The 22,935-nt window shown below is 61.1% G+C and carries 8 protein-coding genes and 1 pseudogene; 5 read left to right on the forward strand and 4 right to left on the reverse strand.

The annotated features are described in order from the left end of the window. The first annotated feature begins 158 nt into the window (after positions 1–158). From U3654_RS12910 to U3654_RS12925, 4 genes are all read left to right on the forward strand, one after another. Positions 159–566, forward strand: a complete 408-nt coding sequence (locus U3654_RS12910; protein WP_324751958.1) for a hypothetical protein — start codon at positions 159–161, stop codon at positions 564–566. 233 nt (positions 567–799) lie between these two features. Next, positions 800–2,317: a di-heme oxidoredictase family protein gene (locus U3654_RS12915; RefSeq protein WP_324751959.1), complete on the forward strand. Its 1,518-nt coding sequence runs from the start codon at positions 800–802 to the stop codon at positions 2,315–2,317. Positions 2,318–2,419: 102 nt separating this feature from the next. Further along, positions 2,420–3,556, forward strand: coding sequence for a patatin-like phospholipase family protein (locus tag U3654_RS12920; RefSeq protein WP_324751960.1), 1,137 nt, complete (start codon positions 2,420–2,422; stop codon positions 3,554–3,556). 750 nt (positions 3,557–4,306) lie between these two features. Continuing rightward, positions 4,307–5,446, forward strand: coding sequence for a M23 family metallopeptidase (locus tag U3654_RS12925; protein WP_324751961.1), 1,140 nt, complete (start codon positions 4,307–4,309; stop codon positions 5,444–5,446). A 369-nt stretch (positions 5,447–5,815) separates the two neighbouring features. Here U3654_RS12925 and U3654_RS12930 read toward each other — a convergent pair. Beyond that, positions 5,816–7,158, reverse strand: a protein-coding gene (locus U3654_RS12930; protein ID WP_324751962.1) for an IS3 family transposase whose coding sequence is annotated in 2 segments (ribosomal slippage) — positions 5,816–6,831 and positions 6,831–7,158 — 1,344 coding nt in all. Because the reading frame shifts where the segments join, the coding sequence is not laid out codon by codon here. 44 nt (positions 7,159–7,202) lie between these two features. After that, positions 7,203–7,628: a recombinase family protein gene (locus tag U3654_RS12935; RefSeq protein ID WP_324755284.1), complete on the reverse strand. Its 426-nt coding sequence runs from the start codon at positions 7,626–7,628 to the stop codon at positions 7,203–7,205. On the opposite strand from U3654_RS12935, the pseudogene U3654_RS12940 reads away from it, so the two are divergent. Continuing rightward, a pseudogene (locus U3654_RS12940) lies at positions 7,601–7,909 on the forward strand (N-6 DNA methylase); the annotation flags it as partial. The gene U3654_RS12935 and the pseudogene U3654_RS12940 sit on opposite strands and share 28 nt — an antisense overlap. On the opposite strand, the gene U3654_RS12945 reads toward U3654_RS12940, so the two are convergent. Together U3654_RS12945 and U3654_RS12950 are read right to left on the reverse strand one after the other, a co-directional pair. Continuing rightward, entirely contained in the window at positions 7,833–9,383 is a 1,551-nt protein-coding gene (locus U3654_RS12945; protein ID WP_324751964.1) for a TolC family protein, read from the reverse strand. The pseudogene U3654_RS12940 and the gene U3654_RS12945 overlap by 77 nt on opposite strands. Continuing rightward, positions 9,380–22,822, reverse strand: coding sequence for an Ig-like domain-containing protein (locus U3654_RS12950; protein WP_324751965.1), 13,443 nt, complete (start codon positions 22,820–22,822; stop codon positions 9,380–9,382). The genes U3654_RS12945 and U3654_RS12950 overlap by 4 nt, the downstream gene beginning before the upstream one ends. Positions 22,823–22,935: the final 113 nt, after the last annotated feature.

Raw genomic sequence — 22,935 nt, forward strand, 5'->3', positions numbered from 1 at the left:
CCGCACGTGGGCCGCACGGGCCTACTGACTCAAAATCGCATCGCCCCAATTATTTTTGCCGCCTGCACCGTCGCTGCATATTCGCTGCAAATCCACTCCCCAAAGTAGGCGCAAAACACTCCTGCAAACGGCGACTCGCGCCATGACAGGAGATCACAATGTTTACGGATACCTTCACTTCGACCCATGCGAAGCGCGCTTTGGACGGAAATAACCACGTCGTCCATTCGACAGTGCCGCGCATTCGCCCGCATCACAAATTCATCACCGCGATCATCATATCAGCGATGGTGGTCATTTTTGCCGACATCTCGATAACTCATGCACAGACCGCCGTTTCGGTGGATGAGCCAGCGTTTACCCTAGCCCAAGCTGCCCCGTCAGGTGCAGACGACGGCCGTGGCGGGCCACCACGCGAGGCAGTCGAGGTCTGCGCCAGCCTGCCAGTGGATGCGATCTGCGGTTTTGCCGGCCGCGACGGCCAGCAGATTTCAGGCACGTGCCGCTCGCCCGAGGCCGACATTCCGCTGGTCTGCGCGCCTGCAGATTTGCCGCAGAACGGCTGACGCGCCCATCATCGGCGCGATGCCAGCCCTCCTACAAACAAAGGACAGATCATGGGACACTTTGACAAATTGCCGGACTTTCTTCTGGCCATGGCCCTCTCTTTTTCAGACGGATTACCAACCGACGCGTCGATAACCTCCGTGGGCGGCATGCCTAGCGAGGCTTCGCAGGTTGCCGTCGGACCTACCTCAGTGTTCGCCTCGGAAGGGGCGGACATCGAAAGAGACGCGACATGAACCGCCGACGTGCGTATCCACTGACGCTGGGCCTTCTTTTCGCAGCATGTTTTGGCTCGCGATCAGGTCATGCCGAGGGCGCCCTTCTCAGCGTCGACCAACAAGAACTCAATGCCCTTATTACAAAGGGACAGGCGACGGCAGCCTTTGAGCGGGCCTTTGAAGCTGGCGACGAGTTGTCGGAGTTCGACTTTACCCGCGATCAAGGTGTCGGCGCCAACGTCGGCGAAGGCCGCCGCTTTACCCGCATCCCCCGCGCGGACCTGACCGGGCCGGGTGAATGGGCCACTCATTTCCCCATCCGCGAAGGCGGCGCGAACGCAACCAGTTGCATTAGCTGCCACAGCGCACCCATTGCCAACGGCGCCGGCGGCGTCGCAATGAACGTCGTTGTCGACCCCGGCCATACCGGCGACCCGAGCCAATATCTTGAGCGGAACACCACCCCGCTCTTTGCGCTCTCAATCCCGCAACGACTGGCCGAAGAGATGAGTGTCGACCTCTATCTCCAGCGCGAGGGCGCGCGGGTGCGAGCCTGCGAGGCAGGCACGGCAACCGCCGAGCTTCGGGCGAAGTCCGTCGCGTTCGGCACTTTGGTCCTGACCCGCACCGGGGATGAGCCCTGCGTCGTGGACACCGATACGAGTGGCCTGACCGGGATCGATGAAGACCTCGTTGTGCGGCCCTTTGGCTGGAAGGGGAATCACGCAACCCTTCGATCCTTCACACGCGGTGCTGCGCACAACGAACTGGGACTGCAGGCCACTGAGCTTGTCGGCGACGAGGATGGCGATTTTGATGGCATCGTTAACGAATTAAGTGTCGGCGACATCACTGCCCTCACGATCTATATGGCCGCGCTGGAGCGACCCGTCAGCTCGCTCGAGTTGAGCGATATCGGTCTGCTAGAAATGACGGATGCAGAAATTCGCAAAGTCACCGCCGGTGAAAGCCGCTTTGCCAAAATCGGATGCAGTAGTTGCCACACCCCCAGCATGTCGATCAACGATCCCGTCTTTCGCGAGCCTAGCCGCGTGTCAGGATATGCCGAAACCCGATTTCCCGATGGCACCAAACCAGCGGATCACGCGCTGCGCGAGGACTCCGCAGTATCGTTCGACATGCGGTCGGATCAGCCGAACAATATGGTCCTGCTCGATGGCGGCGCTGCCTATCACCTTGGCTCTCTTGAGGTCGACGCAAATGGCAATGGCTTAGCGCGCTGGTACACCGACCTTAAGCGTCACGACATGGGCGAAGCGTTGTCCGACCCTTCCGATCCGCTTGGCATCGGCGCATCGGTGTTCCTGACCCGGTCTCTTGCGGGTGTTGGATCAACCGGGCCATGGCTTCACGACGGGCGGGCAACCACCCTGAACGAGGCGATCAAGGCCCATGGCGGCGAAGGTGCCGAGAGCCGCGCAGCCTATAATTTATTGACAGGACAGCAAAAGGCCGAAGTCGTAGCATTCCTCGAAAACCTCGTCATCTATCATAATGACCCGGACCATTAGACGCCCTGCGTCGCCCGTGGCCGAAAGTTGCGCGGCCCCGGTGAACGAAACCACCAATCTAGACGCGCAGCCGCCGCGCTATATGTCTTAAGGAAAACTCACATGACCACCTCAACCACACTTGGCCGAACACCCGGACGCAGGCAGGTCCTTGCGGCGCTTGCAGCGCTCCCAGTCGCGGCCTGCACCGGCCGGGCGGACGAATCCGGTTTGATTGCAACGCGGTCAAGTTCCGCCCCCGACCCGCTGGCGGCGTATCGTCTGTTCGCCGATGCGGGCGCGGAGGTGTGGGCTAGGCACCTCCCTCAAACCACAACATCGTCGGAACTGACAGTGCTGGCGATCTCTGGCGGCGGTGAGGATGGCGCCTTTGGGGCCGGTGCCCTCTCGGGCTGGACCGCCAGCGGCATGAGGCCCGATTTCGACGTCGTCACTGGTATCTCTACCGGCGCACTCATCGCGCCGTTTGCCTTTCTTGGCCCTGAGCACGACGACGCATTGCGCCGGATATTTACCGAGCATGACGCAAGCGACATCATGACTTTGCGACCCATTCAGGCGCTGTTTGGCGATGCAGTGTATGATACCGTGCCTCTTGCCGGTCTGATCAAACAATTCACACCTCCCGCACTTCTAGAGGCAATCGCTGCCCGTCACGCCGCAGGGGGCCGTCTCTTTGTCGTCACCTCCGAACTCGACAGCGCGCGTGCGTCGGTCTGGAACATGGGCCTGATCGCGCAATCTGGAAATTATGACCTCTTTCGCGCGGTTCTGCGCGCCTCGTCAGCGCTGCCCGGCCTCTTTTCGCCGGTCCAGATCGGCTACGTATCGGGCGGAGAGACATACACCGAAACGCACCTCGACGGCGGAGTTCACATGCAGTTCCTCGCGATCCCAGCCTATGCCTTTGCGGAGACCAAGAAGCCGCGGCCCGGCGGGCAACTCTTCGTCTTGATTAACAATACGCTCAATCCCATGCCCTCGGCAACGTCCCGCTCTGCGCTGGGTATCTCTCAGCAGGCGCTGACGACAATCGGGCGCGCAAGCGCTGCATCCGCTGTAAGCGCCACGCAACTCTTTGCACATGAGAATGGGCTGGACCTGTCTATGACCTCAATCGACCCGGTCTCCGGAATCATCTACGACCCAAGCGACCGCTTTTCATCAACCTATATGAATGCGCTCTATCGCCATGGCTACAATCGAGGCGAGGCTCGCGAACTCTGGGATACCTTGTGAACTGCGGTCAGGGCGCCATCATGGCGCGCGACGATCACGACGCCTATTTTGCGAGTCGCCGCCCACGCGGCCAAGATCAGCAGCGGGATCAGTATCCACCAAGGGGTCGTCGTAAAGGCAAAGAGCGCGCCCTCTAGCATCCAAGATTGCGGCTGGGTTAACGGATTAAGCACGAGTTTCACGGTGTCTTCGATGGCGAGAAAACCATGCCCCATGCTGACGGTCATGTCGCGCGATAGCGGGACTGCATTGAAAGCCTCCTGCAAGGCATCAAGCGGCGGAAATCAAGCCGCAAAACCGAAGAGCCGGTTCATGACACGGATGTCGCCTGTGACCCATGGGTGCCTACCATGAACATGACCGCGTTCGATGGGCACAGACGCATCCGCAACCTGATCACTGGATCGGCAACAACGATCCGGACAGTCAGTATCCTAGTGCTGCTGTATCGGAAGTGCAGGACATGCCCCGCGCAGATGTCAGCTTTCAGAATGGCGGCGGGGCAACGCCGACGTTGATCGGCCGGGATTGCAAAGTCCGGCTTCGCGAACCAGTAAGCTCTGAAGAGACATGAAACTGACGGACGGTGGAGAATAGATGAGGTTGCGATACTGGACCGTCCTTATTGTCCTCGGTGGCACCGTGCTTGGCCTATCAACGCAATGGGACAGGCAACCCCGAGACCAAACCGCTCTTCCTGACAGCACATCGGCCCAACTGGAGAGCCAGAACGGGTCGACAGGCGCCCCGATGGGAAATGATGATCCGATGACTGGTCGAGCTGCGGAGGGCGCCGACATGCCGACGCAGGCCGATGACGCCGTGACCTGGACGCGAGTTGTGGACGCTGGCGACAGTCTTTCGGGGCTCCTCGCCGAGGCAGGCCTCGACACCGATGCAAGCACCGAAGTGACCGGTGCGATCGGGTCCGAATATGATCTGCGGCATCTGAAGCCCGGACACAGCCTCGCCGTGACGATATCCTCCGATGGTTTGCCCCGAACCGCTACGCTCGAAATCGAAGATGGCACGCGCATTTTGGCCACTTTCGGTGCCGCACCGTCGGTTCAGTGGGTGGCGCCCGACCTTGACAGCGTCCGCCGAGCGGGTGAGGCGAAAATCGGAAGTTCGATCTATGAAGCACTGGATGATGCAGGCATTCCTACTAGATTCGCGACAGACCTCGAGCTGATCCTTGCCGGGGCATTCGATCTGCGGACAGCTCTCGCGGGCGGTGAGCGCATCCGCTTGCTGTGGCGGGAGTACCGTTCTGACGGCCGAGAGGTCGGTGAACCGACCATTGATTTCGTGCAACTCGATCTGGCCGACGGGCGTTATGAAATCCTGTGGCCAGACGACAAGTCCCGGCGGACTAGGATTTTCAGGAATGGGCAGCTCGTGCAGACGTTCGTCCAACCGATCCGAGGCGCACGCCTCAGCTCAGCGTTCGGACTACGGATGCACCCCATTCATGATAATATGCGGATGCACAGCGGCGTGGATTTCGCGGCCAAACAGGGCGCGGTCGTCGCGGCGACACAATCAGGCAAAATCGCTTTCATGGGCAAGCGAAGTGGTTACGGGCTTTTGGTCGAGATCGAGCATGGAAGCAGCACCCGCACCCTTTACGCTCACCTGAGCGCTGTAAACGAGGCGTTGCAAGTTGGTCGGCGTGTCGGCGCCGGAACAGAGATCGGCCGTGTCGGATCGACAGGTACGTCAACGGCGCCGCATCTTCACTACGAAATTCAGGTCAAAGGCCGACCTGTCTCCCCTCTTGCCGACACACGGTTGCGCGGTCCGGGCAACGACACACAAGGCGCGGGGGAGCCACTTCTTAAGGGCGGTATGCAAAGCCAACTTGACCGACTGCTCGCATCAAGAGGATAGTGCGCCAACGTCATGGGCGCGAGCTATTCACCACCGTATCTTTGGTCGCGTCCGGCACAGTCCTGAAGCGCATCTCCACGGATGCCCCCGGCCGGTTCGTGACAAATAAGGGTATGAAGAAGCACTGGCAGGAGGGGACGAGCCAATCAAACGTAGGCAGCTTATCCCGACCAGATCCTGGCACAGCCCGCAGGCGCGCTCTCTGCCAGACATGCGGATAGACGGTGCTCGATGTCGGCGCGGTATGGGGCGGTTGAGGTCTCCGCCCGCGATTTCAACCAGCCATGGCTCCTAGTGTCCGTCGTCAGAGTTTTTGGAACCAAGAGCTGCGTAAACTAAGTGAGTGTTCGGCTCATCTGGTTTGTGTAATTATGCTGCGCGCTGGCTGTGATGCAAGCGTCGCGCTTCGAATGTCTTCCGTTTGATCCTTTCTCGTTGTTCCAGAATGGCTTGGTCACGCCCGAAGTAGACATCGGCGGGTGTGACGTTGTTTAGGCTCTCGTGATATCGCTGATGGTTGTAGTGATCGACGACGGCTTCGATCTGGGCCTCGAGATCACCTGGCAGGAAGTAGTTTTCCAATAAGATGCGGTTCTTCAAGGTTTGATGCCATCGTTCGATTTTGCCTTGGGTCTGCGGATGATACGGCGCACCACGACTGTGTTTCATACCTTTGTCCTTCAACCATTCAGCCAAATCGCCAGAGACATAACTTGAGCCGTTGTCACTGAGCAGCCTTGGTTTGTGGACGACATGGACCTGATCACAACCGGAGGCCTGCAAGGCTAAATCGAGGGTGTCTGTCACATCCTCAGCCCGCATGTTCGTGCAGAGTTTCCATGAGATGATGTAGCGGCTGTAATCGTCCAGAATTGTGCTGAGATAAAACCAGCCCCAACCCAGAACCTTGAGATAGGTAAAATCGGTCTGCCAAAGCTGGTTGATGGCTGTTGTCTTATGCTCAAACTCATTCGCGGCTTTCAGCACGATGAAGGCAGGGCTGGTGATCAGGTCATGCGCCTTGAGCGTGCGATACACCGTAGATTCCGACACAAAGTAGCGCTCTTGATCGGTGAACGTGACGGCCAGCTCGCGCGGCGACAGCTCCGTCTCTTTCAGAGCGAGATCCACAACCTTGCGCTTCACTTCGGTGGGCACCCGGTTCCAGACATGATTTGGCTTTGGTGATTGATCATGCAAACCAGCCTCACCGCGTTGCAGATACCGATCATACCAGCGATAGAATGTGGTGCGGGGGATACCCAGCTTGGCCAATGTCCGGCGTGCCGAAAGATGGCTATCTTCGACCAACCGAATGATCTCTAACTTCTCAGATGCGGGGTATCTCATTCGTCGTCGCCCCCATCCCCGACCATGCTTTTTTTGAGCAGCCGAAGTTCAAGCGTTTGCTCTGCCACAACCTCCTTCAGGTCACGGGCCTCGCGGCGCAGGTCTTTGACTTCGTCAGTCGTCGCAGCACGGGCCGTGTCACCCGCCAGGCGCCGTTTGCCAGCTTCCATGAAGTCCTTGGACCACTTGTAGTAGACGCCTTGCGAAATCCCTTCACGGCGGCATAGCTCAGCAATGCTGTCTTCGCCACGCAGCCCGTCCAGCACGATCCTGATCTTCTCTTCGGACGAATACTGTTTGCGCGTGGCACGTTTGATGTCTTTGACGACCTTCTCGCCAGGGCTTCTTGTTATCTTTCTCATGTCCCACTCCTCAGTGGTTACGATGAGCCAGAAACTCTCCCTTATCAAATGCAGCTATTTGGACCCATAGGCGCTGACGTCAGACAAGTCGCGCGCAGCGCCACGCCCCCCTTCCCTGCCCGTTTGAGCGCCGCTGCCCCGTTGGGATTGCCGAGCGTCACACCGCGCGCCTTCGCCGCCGCCAGCGCCTCTTTCGTGCGTCGGGAGATCGCCTCTCTTTCCTGCTGGGCCCCGAGGGCCATGATGCCGACGGTCAGATCGTTCGCCTCGGGCATGTCCACCGCCAGAAAGCGCGCGCCACTGTCACGTAGGGTCAGCAGGAACACCGCATTGCGGCTCAGCCGGTCGAGCTTGGCAATGACCAGCGTGGCCCCGGTGTCAACGGCGGCGTAACAACCTGCCAGTGGGGCGGAGCAAAAGTCAGTTCTAAACCCCCGCCGAGGTTTCGCGCGTGGTTTATACTGTCGCAGCTGTCAATTGCGCCAACAGCCCCCAGCAGACCGTATATGACCCAACCTGCGGCTCAGGCTCGCTGCTCCTGAAGGTCGCTGATGCCAGACTGACCATTTATGTTCAAGAAATGGACATAACCACGTGCGGCCTCGACCAGATGAACATGATCATGCACGGAGCGAGGATGCCAAGGCCATTAGAAGTCAGGCCCGCTGTTGAATTTACCCCTTGTCTCCGCGTTCGCTCCACATTTTCCGCAATGCGCCTGAGAGGACCTCGACGCTTTCCTGGCCGGTGAGCTTTCCATCGTAGGCGTTGAGGCCGACCGCCGCGTAAACATTTGCAAACGCCCCCTGCATTTCCGCGTAAGTCGCATCATAACGCAACGATGCAAGGATCGCCTTGAGGTTTTCGCGCACGAGTTCTCGTTGAGAGCCCACACCTGTCTGATATTCGTTGCGCGCCTGCGAAAAGATTTGATCGGAGGTGTTGTGGTATTGGCGCGCTGTCTCGGCCTCCTGCTGCAGGCTGTGGAACCGCTTGTTTGCAACGAAAACCTGAGTGGCGATCGCCTGCGACAATGCCAGCGAACGGGCATCCAGAAGATCATCCTGACGCGCGACACGATTTTTCGTCTGCGGGTATTTGGCAAGGTTCATCAGGTCCCAAGACACGCGGGCACCCCATCCAGTCCAATTCTCATTCACGAGATAATCGTTGGAATCATAGTTGACACCGAGATAGCCGCGAATGGATGGAAGTAGCGCCAGCACAGACGCTTTTTCTTCTTCTTCATTGATACGCAATCGATAAGCGACCTCGCGCATTTCAGGTCGGTTGCGCAGCGCCATCATTGTCATCTTTTCCGAAGAGAGGGCGGTGATGGGCGTTTTCAGGCGGGCACGCTTCGGTACGGCAACCGAGAACTGCTGGTTCTGCGGCAAATTCATCAATGCGGCCAGCTGGTTCTTGGCCACGAATAGATCCCGACGCAGCTCCTGCGTGGTCCGAAGTGTGTCCAACATTTCGCGCTGGAAGCGTAGCGCTTCCAACCTGTCACCTTCACCATTGCTGACCTGCCGACGGGCCACATTCAAGGCCGCTTGCGCTCGATTCTCAAGTTCGCCAATTTGCCCCAGAAGGCGCTCGGCTGCGACCGCGCGCCAATAGGCAGTGCGGACATCCTCGATCACGCGGTTGATCACTGAGCGGCGTTGTTCCTCGGCAATGAAGAAGCGGTCGCCGGCCTGCTTGGCGCGGTAGTAGGACAGGCCGAAGTCCAGGATATCCCAGCTCAGCTCCAAACTTCCCGTATCGCTGCCCGGATCGGCCGAGGTCGAGGCAAGCGGGTCAACGGTGCCGTCCTGATTGAGGGAGCGCGAGAACGGATCGTTGCTCCGGTCTGACCAGTCGACCTTCGCCACCAGTTCGGGCAGCATGTCGAATTCGGCCTCGCGAAACTCTGCGCTTCTCAGGGCCAGATCAGCCATTTCCATTCGGTGATCCAGATTGTATTTCAACGCGCGCGCCATCGCCTCGTAAATGTCGATGCTCTGCGTCACGGGCGCCTGGTTTTCAGAGATGACCCGACGCTCCCGGTCAGCGGCAAACGCCTCCATCTCTGCTTTCGTGAACGGCTTGGGAGTGACCGTACATCCGGCAATGGCCACCAAGGCCAGCACACCTGTCCCCGCCTGCAGGCTGCGACGAACCGGGCACGCCTTTTGGATCTCTTCGATTTTACCGGAGGCTATCCGGACTTTGTTTGTCATGTCGTGACCCTTGCTACAGCCTGTATCAATCTTGACGCCTCGGCGTCGCTGGCAAAGACCAGCTTTTCGGTTTGTGCCGTGAATGTCGTGTCTAGGACTTCGCGAACATTGAGCCCAATTCCCGGGACATTGTCAGTTCTGGGCAGGTCGATCTCGATTGACACGGTGTGTCCGTTGGACAGACCGAATTCAATCGAAGACCGGTCGCGCCAAGTGTCGATAGCCAGAACAGCACCGCCATCGCCATCGCCACCGCCACCGCCACCGCCACCGCCACCGAACTCGACCGATACACCGTGGCTGTCAATAACTTCAATCGTCTCGATCGCCAATGGCAGACCGGCGGCATTTTGAGCGAAACCATGCAGCACCACGCGCCCGCCATCAGACACATTTGCCGCAATTTGCAGGCGATCACCTCGGGGTGTCGTCACATCAGCGAGGTGAATGCGCTGCCCCTCTTCCGACAACCGTTCCAGCCGATCATTGAAATCGCGCATCGCGAAAACCCCGTCGGCAAAGATGGGCGCGAACCCGACCCCGTCAACTGCGGTCGCGACCACACCCTGAGCAAAGATCGTTTCGACGCCACTTCTCGCCTCGGCCGCAAGCAGAGGCGTGCCGTCCAGAGATTGAATCGCATTCACGGCCGTCAGGATCGGATGATCCACCCCGAGGCCGGTGTTGATGTCAGACATCAGGGCCGGGGTGCTGAATAGATCACTTTCTTGCCCAGCTACCAGATCGACAATCGGGTCCGCATAGATGCCGGCGAGCGGAAGGCCATCTATTTCCGTTCGCTCATCATCAACCGGTCGCTCGACATTCCCCGAGAACTCGCCGACAGGATTGACGATTATGGTCACGGTCGCCGTGTCTGTGGCTCCGTCGGCATCTGTCACAGTATACGTGAAGCTGTCGGTGCCGTTGAAATTCCGGTTCGGGACATAGATGAAGGATCCGTCGGGATTAAGCGTCAGACTACCATTGGAGGGTCCGGTTGCGACTGCGACCGACAGTGTGTCACCGTCCGCATCCGCATCATTGCCCAAAACACCTGGTCCGGGAACGGTAAGCGTTCGGTCCTCATCGACGACATAGGCATCATCCACCGCCACCGGCGCGGGGTTGCCGACCGTCCAGACAAAGCTGTCGCTCTGGCTGCTGTTGGGCAGGCCATGGCCATCATCCGCCGTAACGGTCACGGTATAGGGCCCGGAGACCGAGGCATCGGCATCAATCGTACCGCTGATCACGCCCGTGCCCGGATCAATGCTCAGCCCCGGCGGCAGGCCGGTGGCCGAAAAGCTCAGGGTGTCGCTGCCGTCAGGGTCCGAGAAGTTGCCCGAAACATCGACGCTGATCGTGTCGCTGTCATTGTCGCTCTGATCCGGCAGCGGCGTGTCCACCACCGGCTGGTCATTCGCACCCGTGATGGTGATCGTGAGCGTGGCGGTATCAAAGCCGCCCTCGCCGTCAGAGACCTCGTAGCTGACCGAACTGGTCGCGCTCTCGCCCGGGGCCAGGCTCTCGTATTCGCCGTTCGGATCGAAATCGTAGGAGCCGTCGGCATTGATCGTGAACAGCCCGCCGCTGGAGCCAGCCACCGCAGCGCCGACATTGCCCGCCGCGCCATCAACCTGGCTGACCGCCAGCGCATCCCCGTCGGGATCGCTGTCGTTGGGCAGCACGCCGCTGGCCGCGTCGCGGCTGATCGCCGTGTCCTCGTCGGTGCTGTCGATGTCATCCACCGCCACCGGCGCGGGGTTGCCGACCGTCCAGACAAAGCTGTCGCTCTGGCTGCTGTTGGGCAGGCCATGGCCATCATCCGCCGTAACGGTCACGGTATAGGGCCCGGAGACCGAGGCATCGGCATCAATCGTACCGCTGATCACGCCCGTGCCCGGATCAATGCTCAGCCCCGGCGGCAGGCCGGTGGCCGAAAAGCTCAGGGTGTCGCTGCCGTCAGGGTCCGAGAAGTTGCCCGAAACATCGACGCTGATCGTGTCGCTGTCATTGTCGCTCTGATCCGGCAGCGGCGTGTCCACCACCGGCTGGTCATTCGCACCCGTGATGGTGATCGTGAGCGTGGCGGTATCAAAGCCGCCCTCGCCGTCAGAGACCTCGTAGCTGACCGAACTGGTCGCGCTCTCGCCCGGGGCCAGGCTCTCGTATTCGCCGTTCGGATCGAAATCGTAGGAGCCGTCGGCATTGATCGTGAACAGCCCGCCGCTGGAGCCAGCCACCGCAGCGCCGACATTGCCCGCCGCGCCATCAACCTGGCTGACCGCCAGCGCATCCCCGTCGGGATCGCTGTCGTTGGGCAGCACGCCGCTGGCCGCGTCGCGGCTGATCGCCGTGTCCTCGTCGGTGCTGTCGATGTCATCCACCGCCACCGGCGCGGGGTTGCCGACCGTCCAGACAAAGCTGTCGCTCTGGCTGCTGTTGGGCAGGCCATGGCCATCATCCGCCGTAACGGTCACGGTATAGGGCCCGGAGACCGAGGCATCGGCATCAATCGTACCGCTGATCACGCCCGTGCCCGGATCAATGCTCAGCCCCGGCGGCAGGCCGGTGGCCGAAAAGCTCAGGGTGTCGCTGCCGTCAGGGTCCGAGAAGTTGCCCGAAACATCGACGCTGATCGTGTCGCTGTCATTGTCGCTCTGATCCGGCAGCGGCGTGTCCACCACCGGCTGGTCATTCGCACCCGTGATGGTGATCGTGAGCGTGGCGGTATCAAAGCCGCCCTCGCCGTCAGAGACCTCGTAGCTGACCGAACTGGTCGCGCTCTCGCCCGGGGCCAGGCTCTCGTATTCGCCGTTCGGATCGAAATCGTAGGAGCCGTCGGCATTGATCGTGAACAGCCCGCCGCTGGAGCCAGCCACCGCAGCGCCGACATTGCCCGCCGCGCCATCAACCTGGCTGACCGCCAGCGCATCCCCGTCGGGATCGCTGTCGTTGGGCAGCACGCCGCTGGCCGCGTCGCGGCTGATCGCCGTGTCCTCGTCGGTGCTGTCGATGTCATCCACCGCCACCGGCGCGGGGTTGCCGACCGTCCAGACAAAGCTGTCGCTCTGGCTGCTGTTGGGCAGGCCATGGCCATCATCCGCCGTAACGGTCACGGTATAGGGCCCGGAGACCGAGGCATCGGCATCAATCGTACCGCTGATCACGCCCGTGCCCGGATCAATGCTCAGCCCCGGCGGCAGGCCGGTGGCCGAAAAGCTCAGGGTGTCGCTGCCGTCAGGGTCCGAGAAGTTGCCCGAAACATCGACGCTGATCGTGTCGCTGTCATTGTCGCTCTGATCCGGCAGCGGCGTGTCCACCACCGGCTGGTCATTCGCACCCGTGATGGTGATCGTGAGCGTGGCGGTATCAAAGCCGCCCTCGCCGTCAGAGACCTCGTAGCTGACCGAACTGGTCGCGCTCTCGCCCGGGGCCAGGCTCTCGTATTCGCCGTTCGGATCGAAATCGTAGGAGCCGTCGGCATTGATCGTGAACAGCCCGCCGCTGGAGCCAGCCACCGCAGCGCCGACATTGCCCGCCGCGCCATCAACCTGGCTGACCGCCAGCGCATCCCCGTCGGGATCGCTGTCGTTGGGCAGCACGCCGCTGGCCGCGTCGCGGCTGATCGCCGTGTCCTCGTCGGTGCTGTCGATGTCATCCACCGCCACCGGCGCGGGGTTGCCGACCGTCCAGACAAAGCTGTCGCTCTGGCTGCTGTTGGGCAGGCCATGGCCATCATCCGCCGTAACGGTCACGGTATAGGGCCCGGAGACCGAGGCATCGGCATCAATCGTACCGCTGATCACGCCCGTGCCCGGATCAATGCTCAGCCCCGGCGGCAGGCCGGTGGCCGAAAAGCTCAGGGTGTCGCTGCCGTCAGGGTCCGAGAAGTTGCCCGAAACATCGACGCTGATCGTGTCGCTGTCATTGTCGCTCTGATCCGGCAGCGGCGTGTCCACCACCGGCTGGTCATTCGCACCCGTGATGGTGATCGTGAGCGTGGCGGTATCAAAGCCGCCCTCGCCGTCAGAGACCTCGTAGCTGACCGAACTGGTCGCGCTCTCGCCCGGGGCCAGGCTCTCGTATTCGCCGTTCGGATCGAAATCGTAGGAGCCGTCGGCATTGATCGTGAACAGCCCGCCGCTGGAGCCAGCCACCGCAGCGCCGACATTGCCCGCCGCGCCATCAACCTGGCTGACCGCCAGCGCATCCCCGTCGGGATCGCTGTCGTTGGGCAGCACGCCGCTGGCCGCGTCGCGGCTGATCGCCGTGTCCTCGTCGGTGCTGTCGATGTCATCCACCGCCACCGGCGCGGGGTTGCCGACCGTCCAGACAAAGCTGTCGCTCTGGCTGCTGTTGGGCAGGCCATGGCCATCATCCGCCGTAACGGTCACGGTATAGGGCCCGGAGACCGAGGCATCGGCATCAATCGTACCGCTGATCACGCCCGTGCCCGGATCAATGCTCAGCCCCGGCGGCAGGCCGGTGGCCGAAAAGCTCAGGGTGTCGCTGCCGTCAGGGTCCGAGAAGTTGCCCGAAACATCGACGCTGATCGTGTCGCTGTCATTGTCGCTCTGATCCGGCAGCGGCGTGTCCACCACCGGCTGGTCATTCGCACCCGTGATGGTGATCGTGAGCGTGGCGGTATCAAAGCCGCCCTCGCCGTCAGAGACCTCGTAGCTGACCGAACTGGTCGCGCTCTCGCCCGGGGCCAGGCTCTCGTATTCGCCGTTCGGATCGAAATCGTAGGAGCCGTCGGCATTGATCGTGAACAGCCCGCCGCTGGAGCCAGCCACCGCAGCGCCGACATTGCCCGCCGCGCCATCAACCTGGCTGACCGCCAGCGCATCCCCGTCGGGATCGCTGTCGTTGGGCAGCACGCCGCTGGCCGCGTCGCGGCTGATCGCCGTGTCCTCGTCGGTGCTGTCGATGTCATCCACCGCCACCGGCGCGGGGTTGCCGACCGTCCAGACAAAGCTGTCGCTCTGGCTGCTGTTGGGCAGGCCATGGCCATCATCCGCCGTAACGGTCACGGTATAGGGCCCGGAGACCGAGGCATCGGCATCAATCGTACCGCTGATCACGCCCGTGCCCGGATCAATGCTCAGCCCCGGCGGCAGGCCGGTGGCCGAAAAGCTCAGGGTGTCGCTGCCGTCAGGGTCCGAGAAGTTGCCCGAAACATCGACGCTGATCGTGTCGCTGTCATTGTCGCTCTGATCCGGCAGCGGCGTGTCCACCACCGGCTGGTCATTCGCACCCGTGATGGTGATCGTGAGCGTGGCGGTATCAAAGCCGCCCTCGCCGTCAGAGACCTCGTAGCTGACCGAACTGGTCGCGCTCTCGCCCGGGGCCAGGCTCTCGTATTCGCCGTTCGGATCGAAATCGTAGGAGCCGTCGGCATTGATCGTGAACAGCCCGCCGCTGGAGCCAGCCACCGCAGCGCCGACATTGCCCGCCGCGCCATCAACCTGGCTGACCGCCAGCGCATCCCCGTCGGGATCGCTGTCGTTGGGCAGCACGCCGCTGGCCGCGTCGCGGCTGATCGCCGTGTCCTCGTCGGTGCTGTCGATGTCATCCACCGCCACCGGCGCGGGGTTGCCGACCGTCCAGACAAAGCTGTCGCTCTGGCTGCTGTTGGGCAGGCCATGGCCATCATCCGCCGTAACGGTCACGGTATAGGGCCCGGAGACCGAGGCATCGGCATCAATCGTACCGCTGATCACGCCCGTGCCCGGATCAATGCTCAGCCCCGGCGGCAGGCCGGTGGCCGAAAAGCTCAGGGTGTCGCTGCCGTCAGGGTCCGAGAAGTTGCCCGAAACATCGACGCTGATCGTGTCGCTGTCATTGTCGCTCTGATCCGGCAGCGGCGTGTCCACCACCGGCTGGTCATTCGCACCCGTGATGGTGATCGTGAACGTCTGGTCAGCACCTGTGTCGATGCCGCCGTTTGCCGTGCCGCCATCGTCGGTCACGCCGACCGTGACGGTCACGGTTTCCGATTCACCGTGGGCGAGGATGTCGCTTGGCGCAAACACCAGAGTATTACCCGCCCCCGACGCGGTGGTGAACACCGGCAATGTGTCGAACAGCTGGGCAGCCGAGAAATTGATGCCGTCAGACACGCTCTTGATGCTGAACGAGACGACCTGACCGTCCTCGTCTGCTGCGCCGCCTTCTTCGATGGATTGCATGAAGCCAGTAACGGTCTGAGTGCCGTCGTCTTCGCCGACAGTGAAGTTCTGGGATGGGCTTGCCGAGGGCGCGTCGTTGACCGGGGTCACATCGACCGTCATCGTCTTCGGCGTGGTGTCAAAGCCGCCACGATCGTCGCGCACCGAGAAAGTAAAGCTGGCAAGGCCGGTGCCGTTTGCGTCCAGAGCTGGCGTATAGGTCAGATTGCCGCCGGTGATATCACCTTGCGGGATGATGTCGCCGACGCTGACCGGGATGCCGTTCAGCGCGAGCGTGCCGGTCGCGGGCAGAGTATCAATACGGACCCCGTCCATGACGTCCGTCTCTCCACCTGGCTGGGTGAAGTTGAAGTCGCCAGCACCGAATACGAAGGCGGTGTCCTCAAGTGTGCTTACCGTGTTGTCGGCCCCAGCGGGCGGATCGTTCACCTCGGTGATCGTCACCGACGCGCTAAGGCTATCCGTCAGCGCGGTGGGACCGCCGGCATCATTGCCCCCGCCATTGTCGTTGTTGCCGTCGCTCAGTGTGATCGTGATGTTGCGCGTACCACCGAACGTATCGGAGTTGCTGTTGTAACGCAGAGCCTCGACGATTGCCTCGACTTGCGAAGTTGACGCCGTGGTCGCCAGAGTGACAACCAGATCGGCGCCATTGCTGCCGCCGCTGACGCTGGCGATACCCGCCAGCCCGCTGTTGGTGATCGTGAGCTGGTCGAACGATTGACCGCCGCCGTCCATTGAAACCGTGATCGTACCCGCGCCGAACTGCCCCAGTCCCGCAGTCGTCGCGATATCAAGGTCCGAGACCGTCGCGCCGGTAACCAATTGTTGTGGCGTTGTGCCACCGTTGGGATCGCTGCTTTCGCTGACAGTCACAGAGGCACCCGTGCCGCCAATGACCGGAGCATCGTTGCGTGGGGTGACAGATGTATTCAAGTTGATCAGCGCCGACCAGATGTCGGTGTCGCGGCTGGAATCATCGCCTACAACGCCGGAAATGTTGGTGCTGGCGCTATAGGACTGGGGCGCGTCGGCAACCCGAACGATAAGCTCACCCGGGGTGCCGTTGAAATCACCGACCGGCACAAAGCGCAGCTCGGCATTGTTGGACAGCAGCGTGGCGCTGGTATCATCACCGGCACCCTGTGGGACATCCGTCCAGCCCACGGCGCCATCTTGGCGGTATTGCCAGGTGCCTTCTGTGGCAGCGTTAGCCGCGCTGCTGATGATTGCAATGCCGCCCAGTGGGGTGCTGGTATCACCGCCGCCGGGGATACTGGTCTGGTCGTCGGTGCTGTCGTCATAGCCCCCGGTAAACAGGTTGCTCACCGTGTCGCCCGATGGGGTGATGTTGTCCTCGTCGATCGCGGCAAGGGTGGTATCTGATCCGGTCGGCGCGTCGTTTTCTGGCGTGACAGTAGTCTGGATTGTCACCGAACCGGCGGACCAGCGGCCGGTCTGGCCGGTGCCGCCCTCAGTGGACAGGTCTTTCAGATCGCCCGCTCCGGTGCTAGCGGTGATCGTATCGATGCTGTCACCATCGGCAAGGCGGACATCCAGCGTGCCGGGCGTGCCGTGAAAATCGGAGGCCGGAACAAAACGGATATCGCGGCTTGCCTCGACGATCAGTGCGTTGCCTACGTTCAGCCCGCTGGCGGGGACGTCGATCCAGCCGCCGCTGCCGTCGCTGACCTGCCACGTGCCCTGTGCCGGATCGTAACCTGTGGACCCGACGATAGCCACAAAGCTGAGCGGTGTTGAGGTGTCGCCGCCAGTGGGAGTCTGATCGTCCGTGGCGTCGCTATAATTGCCGCTGAGCAGGCCGGACAGCGTCTGGCTGGTGCCGGTCTGATCTTCGCCGGACGCGGTGACGTCTACGGGGCCGCCCGACGCGATCGGACGGTCATTCACCGGAGTGATATTGATTGCCGCCGTTTGGCTGTCGGATAGGGGGCCGCCAGTGCCGGTGTTGCCCAGGTCATCAATTGTTACCGTGATGGTGTCAGAAATGCCGGTCCCGTCGGTATGGAAATCAGCGTCGGGCGCATAGACCAGCCCGTCGAGCGCCGCGTTGATTTCGCTCTGAGTCCCGGTGATGGTCAGGGTCGTCGATCCATCACCCGTCAGCGTGGCACCAGAGCCGCTGGCCGCCGTCACGACTCCGTAGTTTACTGAGACGGTCGCGACCATATCGGCGCCGAACTGGTCGGAATCGAAGATCGTGAAGGCATTGCCGTTCCCGCTGGAGTACGTCAGGCTGGTGTCTTCCAGGACAGTCTGATCGGTGAGCGTCCGTATCTCAGGCGCATCGTTGACGCCTGAGATTTGAATGTCAAAGTTATCGCTGGCCGTCAGGGCCAGCCCAACACCATTCGGCAATGCCACGCCACCGTTTGCCAGATCGTCGATCTCGACCTCTACAGTTACGGTGCTGTCGGCGTTGGGGTCTGTCGGCGTGAACGTGAGGCCGTCCAGCTCTGCATTGAGTTCGGCAAGTGTGCCCACGAACGTCGTTTCGTGGGGAGTGAGAGGACTCAGATCCGGTAGCCCTGAGGCGCCTGAGCCTGTCAGGGTGCCCGTGCCGGCCGGCACGCGGACGGTCAGTTGCTGGACGTCATTGAACGGGAGATTGTTCGCGTCTTGTGGGTCACCAACAACCGGTGCATCAACACCGCCGATCGTGATCGAAACACCGCTGGACATAGTCTGCGTGCCCGGCACGGTTACTGTCGGTGCGTCATTGACCGGATTGATCGCAATCTGCGTCGGCGTCAGCGCCACATCCGTGCCGCCGCCTGTCCCGCTGTTGCCGCCATCGTTGACAGTGATGGTCAGCGTGTCGTCATTGACCCGGGTGGTGCCGTCGGGGCTGTGGAAATCCGCGTCCGCAATATAGGTCAACTGAGAAAGCTGGGCGTTGACCTCGTCCACCGTGCCGGTCAGCATCAGTGTCGAGGGATCGCCGGTCGTGGCATCGCCCGTGACGCTGAGATGACCATTGGTCACATTCAGCGTGACGGTCAGATCGCTGCCGAAGGCATCGACATCGTCGATCACATAACCGGACAGGTCAAGAACGGTGTCTTCGTTCACCATCTGGTCGCCGGGTATCGCGGTCGCAACTGGATCGTCGTTGTCGTCGGACGCCCGGAATGTGACGCTCAGTGTATCGCTGTTGTTCACGGCGTTGACAGGTGTACCATCCTCGTTCGCGGCGCCGCCGTTTGCGCCGCCTGTCAAGGTGCCACTGCCATCGCGCAGGCGGTCGTCGACGGTGACGTCAAGAGTGAAGGTGTCATTGTGGTCCACGTTGGGCAGTTCGATCTCAAGGCCGGTCAGCGCCGCCTGCACATCAGCAAGCGTTCCCTGCACGACCAGATCACCGTTGCTGTCATCACTGTCAATCAACGTCAGGCCGGTCAGGCTGCCCAGCGTTATGCCGCCCGTGCCCGACAGATCGACATTGTTGCCGCTGCTGTCCTTCAGCACGATTGTCGCCTGTATGAAATCGATCTCTCCGGCCGCTGCGTCGATGATGGCCAGATCCTCATCGGCAATGATCAGATCGTTACCGAAATTGTGGGTGAACGTGCCGAAGACATTGACCGTACTGTCGCCGTTGTTGACGATCTCGGGCGCGTCATTGCGCCCCGCATTTACGAAAATCTCGAAAGTGGATTCACCTGCCGCCCCTTCAGGCGCATAGACATGGTCGTTGACGGAATCGCTGACGACGAACATGAACTGATCACTGAAATTCTCGGTACCGTCATGCTCGTAGGTCACGCGACCTGCGTCGATGTCCGCTTGCGTGAAGGTCGACCCGACACCCAGCCCACCACCGTTCAGCATCAGCGTCCCGTTCGCAGGGCTGCCGGTCAACCGGTACTGGAGGGTTTCGGTGTCCGTATTGTCAGGATCGACCGTCTTCAGCAATGTGTCGTTGATCGTTCCGGTATCGCCCTCGGCAAGGTAAAGCGGGTCATTGGCTGTCGTCTGGGAAACCCCGTTGGCGTCGATGATCGTCGTATCCGGATCGGATGGACCTTGCGGAGCGATGGGGGCGTCGTTCTGCGGCGCCATCGTCAGGTCGACTGTCGCCGTCGAACTGAGGTTATTGGGCGCGGCCGCCCCGACGCCCGACTGGCTTTGCGCATCAAAGGCACTGGCGAAGGTCAGATCATCGCGCACTTCGACGTTAAATGAATCCGCAAAATTCTCGGAACCGTCATGGATGTAGCGCAGGCCGCTCGTCTCGCCGTCCACGCTGGTGGTCAGAAGATCCGATGACAGCAGATCATCTGATGTGACCGCAACCCAGTTGGTGCCATCGAACCGCTCGAGCGTGCCGGTCGCGGGTAGCGACGTGATACGGAACATCAAATCGTCAACGCGCGCCTCACCCGAAGGTTCACCCGGCTCATTGGCGGTGTCGACATCCCTCAGGACGATTTCTGACGCAGTGATCCTGATGGTTCCACCTTCGGGGAATAGGCCAGGATCGCTGGTCGTGACTGTAGGGGCATCGTTGGTGGGGATCGCGTTCAGGGTAAACGCGCCCGCGAACTCGGCGTCGGTTCCGACTGTGACGCTGAACTGGAATCCACCCTGATGGGTTTCGGACCCATCGTGAACGAATTGCAGATTTCCCGCGTCGATGTCAGCCTGCGTGAAGGTGTCGAAATCGCCGAGTGCGGAACCCGAGAGCAGGAGCGTCCCGTTGCCGGGGGCCGAGGTGATCCGATAGACGGTTTCAGCGGCCGGAACAACCAGTGTTCCGCCGCTGCCGTCATTGGTCTGCAAGTTATATTGCAACTCGGCCGAGGTGATCGTGGTGGTGTCGATTCCACCGGCCACGCCATCGTCTTCGGTCACTGTCACACCGGTACTGGTGGACGAGCCGACCTCGACGATGCCGGAGCGACCGGGCGCTGCCGGTCCGGGCGGTGTGCCGATCGCTTCGTTCAATGAGAAATCAATCGTGAAGGTATGTTCCCTGATCGTGCCATCGGGATTGCGATCAGCACCTTCGACGCCGGGGTTGTTGAAGGCGCGTTGCGTGGAGTCGCGCACGTCAAAGCGGAACGTGTCGGTGTCGCCGTCAACAAAGCTCTCGGTGCGATTGTAGTCGAGGCGACCTGAATCGATATCAGCTTGGGTAAAGCGAGCGCCCATGCCCAGCACTTCGCCGTCGAGGCGCAGTTCGCCCTTAATCGGCACCTGGGTCACGGTATAGACGATGCTTTGAATGCCGGTATCGTCATCTGTCGCCTGCAGCATCGTGTTATCGATCGAAACGGTATCGCCGCCGCCCGCAGTAATAGTGACCGATGAATTGGTTGTCAGTTCCGGGTTGTCATTGTTGGGGTTGACCGTGATGTCGATTGTCTGCGGCCCTGAACTCAGGGCGTTTGCAATACCGGCGCCACCACCCGAGTCCGTCACCTCGATGTCAAAGCTGGGGCTGGTCCCGTCAGGCTCGTTGCCATTATGCGCAAAACGCAAACGGCCATTTGCTAACTCGCTTGCGGCAAAGGTTTCGCCGCCCGAAAGCGCTTCGCCGGCGTCGAGGCGTCCGTTACCGTTCGCATCCCAGAAAAGCGTGCCTTCGCCATCATTATTGATGTTCGTGATGGTGATTTGAGACGCAGCAATCGTATCATCCACGTCGGAAATCGTCAGGCTGCCCCCGATATCGGCAGCCGCAGTGACGGTACCCGGATTACCGAACTCGTCCTCATTCCCCTCGCCCTCGAATACCTCCGGGCTTCCGCCAATGGAAGGCGCATCATTCACCGGCTGCAGATTGACCGTGACGTTTGCCGGGCCGATATCGCCGCTGCCGCCGCCGTCGTTGATCGTGACCGCAAAGACATCGGTATCGCCGGGCGATACGTTGGTCCCGTCATGGACATAGGTCAGGTTTCCGTCCCGGACATCCTGCAGCGAGAACGTGCTGCCCGCCAGAAGCGCCTGCCCGTTGAGTCGCAGGGTGCCCTGGGTTGGCATGTTGCTTGCGTCGACCTTGAAAACGAGCTGCTTGGCAAGCTGCGGGTCCGTGTTCAGGAGGGGATCGACGTCGGGATCAAAGACGCCGAAAGCGGCTTCGGTGATCGTCGTGGTTCCGCCCTCGTCCGCGGAGATAGCGGTTGGCGTCAAGGTGGGTGCGTCGTTGATTGCGGAGACATTGATGGCCACGCTGTCGCTGCTGAACGTGCTGCCATCATCGGCAGTGACCGTCAGGGTGTCGGAGCCGTTGTAGTCAGCTATCGCCCGGTAGGTCATCCCCAACAGCGCATTGTTGATATCCGCCGCATCACCAGTGACCGAGACCGCGCCGCTCCCGTCGCCGGTCACGGTCAGGCCGGTTGTCTGCGCAAGCGTGATCGTTCCGTTGCCAACGTCCAGCGTTACGGTCAGTGTGTCACCATCTGCGTCCGCGACAGACACGCTGCTGATTGTCAGGTCAGCGTCCTCCGACCCGTTCAGCACATTGTTAGGCGCCGTCACCTCAGGCACGGCCAAAAGGCCGCCGTATCCTTCGGCACTCAGGGCCGCGGCTTCGATGCCGCCGGTGTTGACCTCCAGAATCCAGTCACCTCCGAGATCCGCGGCGCCGGTCGCATCGCTCGAGGCCGCGACATCGGCACCGGTCGCCCTGGCGAATGCGGCAATGGCTGCATCATCCTGACCGAAATCACAGCCATAGATCAGGATGTCCGCATCATCGGACAGCGCAGCACCGATCGTCGCAAGCTCATCAGCATGGCCACCATCGATGCTGGCGGCATCCAGCGTCGCATCGCCCAGCCTTATCTGATCACTCTCACCGTGGGACAAAATATGGATGGCATCAATTCCAGTGCGGCCCTCAAGCACCGAGGCAATCTGCTCGACGCCGTCGGACCCCGCATCCAGCACCACCACTTCGGCCCCATCTGGAATGGCCGAAATCAGACCCTCTGAATCGTCCACGCTGGAATCGACGAAATAGATCTCCGAGCGATCGGCGGGCGGGACGACCATGGCTGATGCGGCCGCTTCGATATTTTCGGCAGTAGCTGTCGGCTCGGACGCGTCATCAGATGCGTGATCGACAGCCGCGTCGACGGCCTCGGCGCCAATCGCGCCATCGAACATGATCCGCTCTTCCAGAGCCATGAAATCCGGTTCGGTGATGTTTTCCGCGTCATCCGGACCTATGTCTTCGGCGGTTAGCCCACGCTCGAAACCATCTTTCATAGGTCAACCTTTTCGCTAAATATTGCGGTCATGCACATCTTGCCGTCCACTTATTGCGCAATATTCCGATACATTGCCATAGTGTAAAACACAATCTAAAGATGATCGCACGA

The sequence above is a fragment of the Roseovarius sp. Pro17 genome (assembly GCF_035599575.1).
GTDB lineage: Bacteria > Pseudomonadota > Alphaproteobacteria > Rhodobacterales > Rhodobacteraceae > Roseovarius.

Bases quoted from the DNA above. Each gene is read 5' to 3' on its own strand.
- U3654_RS12920 (WP_324751960.1), top strand. From the start codon at position 2,420: ATGACCACCTCAACCACACTTGGCCGAACACCCGGACGCAGGCAGGTC.
- U3654_RS12950 (WP_324751965.1), bottom strand. From the start codon at position 22,822: ATGAAAGATGGTTTCGAGCGTGGGCTAACCGCCGAAGACATAGGTCCG.
- U3654_RS12925 (WP_324751961.1), top strand. From the start codon at position 4,307: ATGGGAAATGATGATCCGATGACTGGTCGAGCTGCGGAGGGCGCCGAC.
- U3654_RS12915 (WP_324751959.1), top strand. From the start codon at position 800: ATGAACCGCCGACGTGCGTATCCACTGACGCTGGGCCTTCTTTTCGCA.
- U3654_RS12945 (WP_324751964.1), bottom strand. From the start codon at position 9,383: ATGACAAACAAAGTCCGGATAGCCTCCGGTAAAATCGAAGAGATCCAA.
- U3654_RS12910 (WP_324751958.1), top strand. From the start codon at position 159: ATGTTTACGGATACCTTCACTTCGACCCATGCGAAGCGCGCTTTGGAC.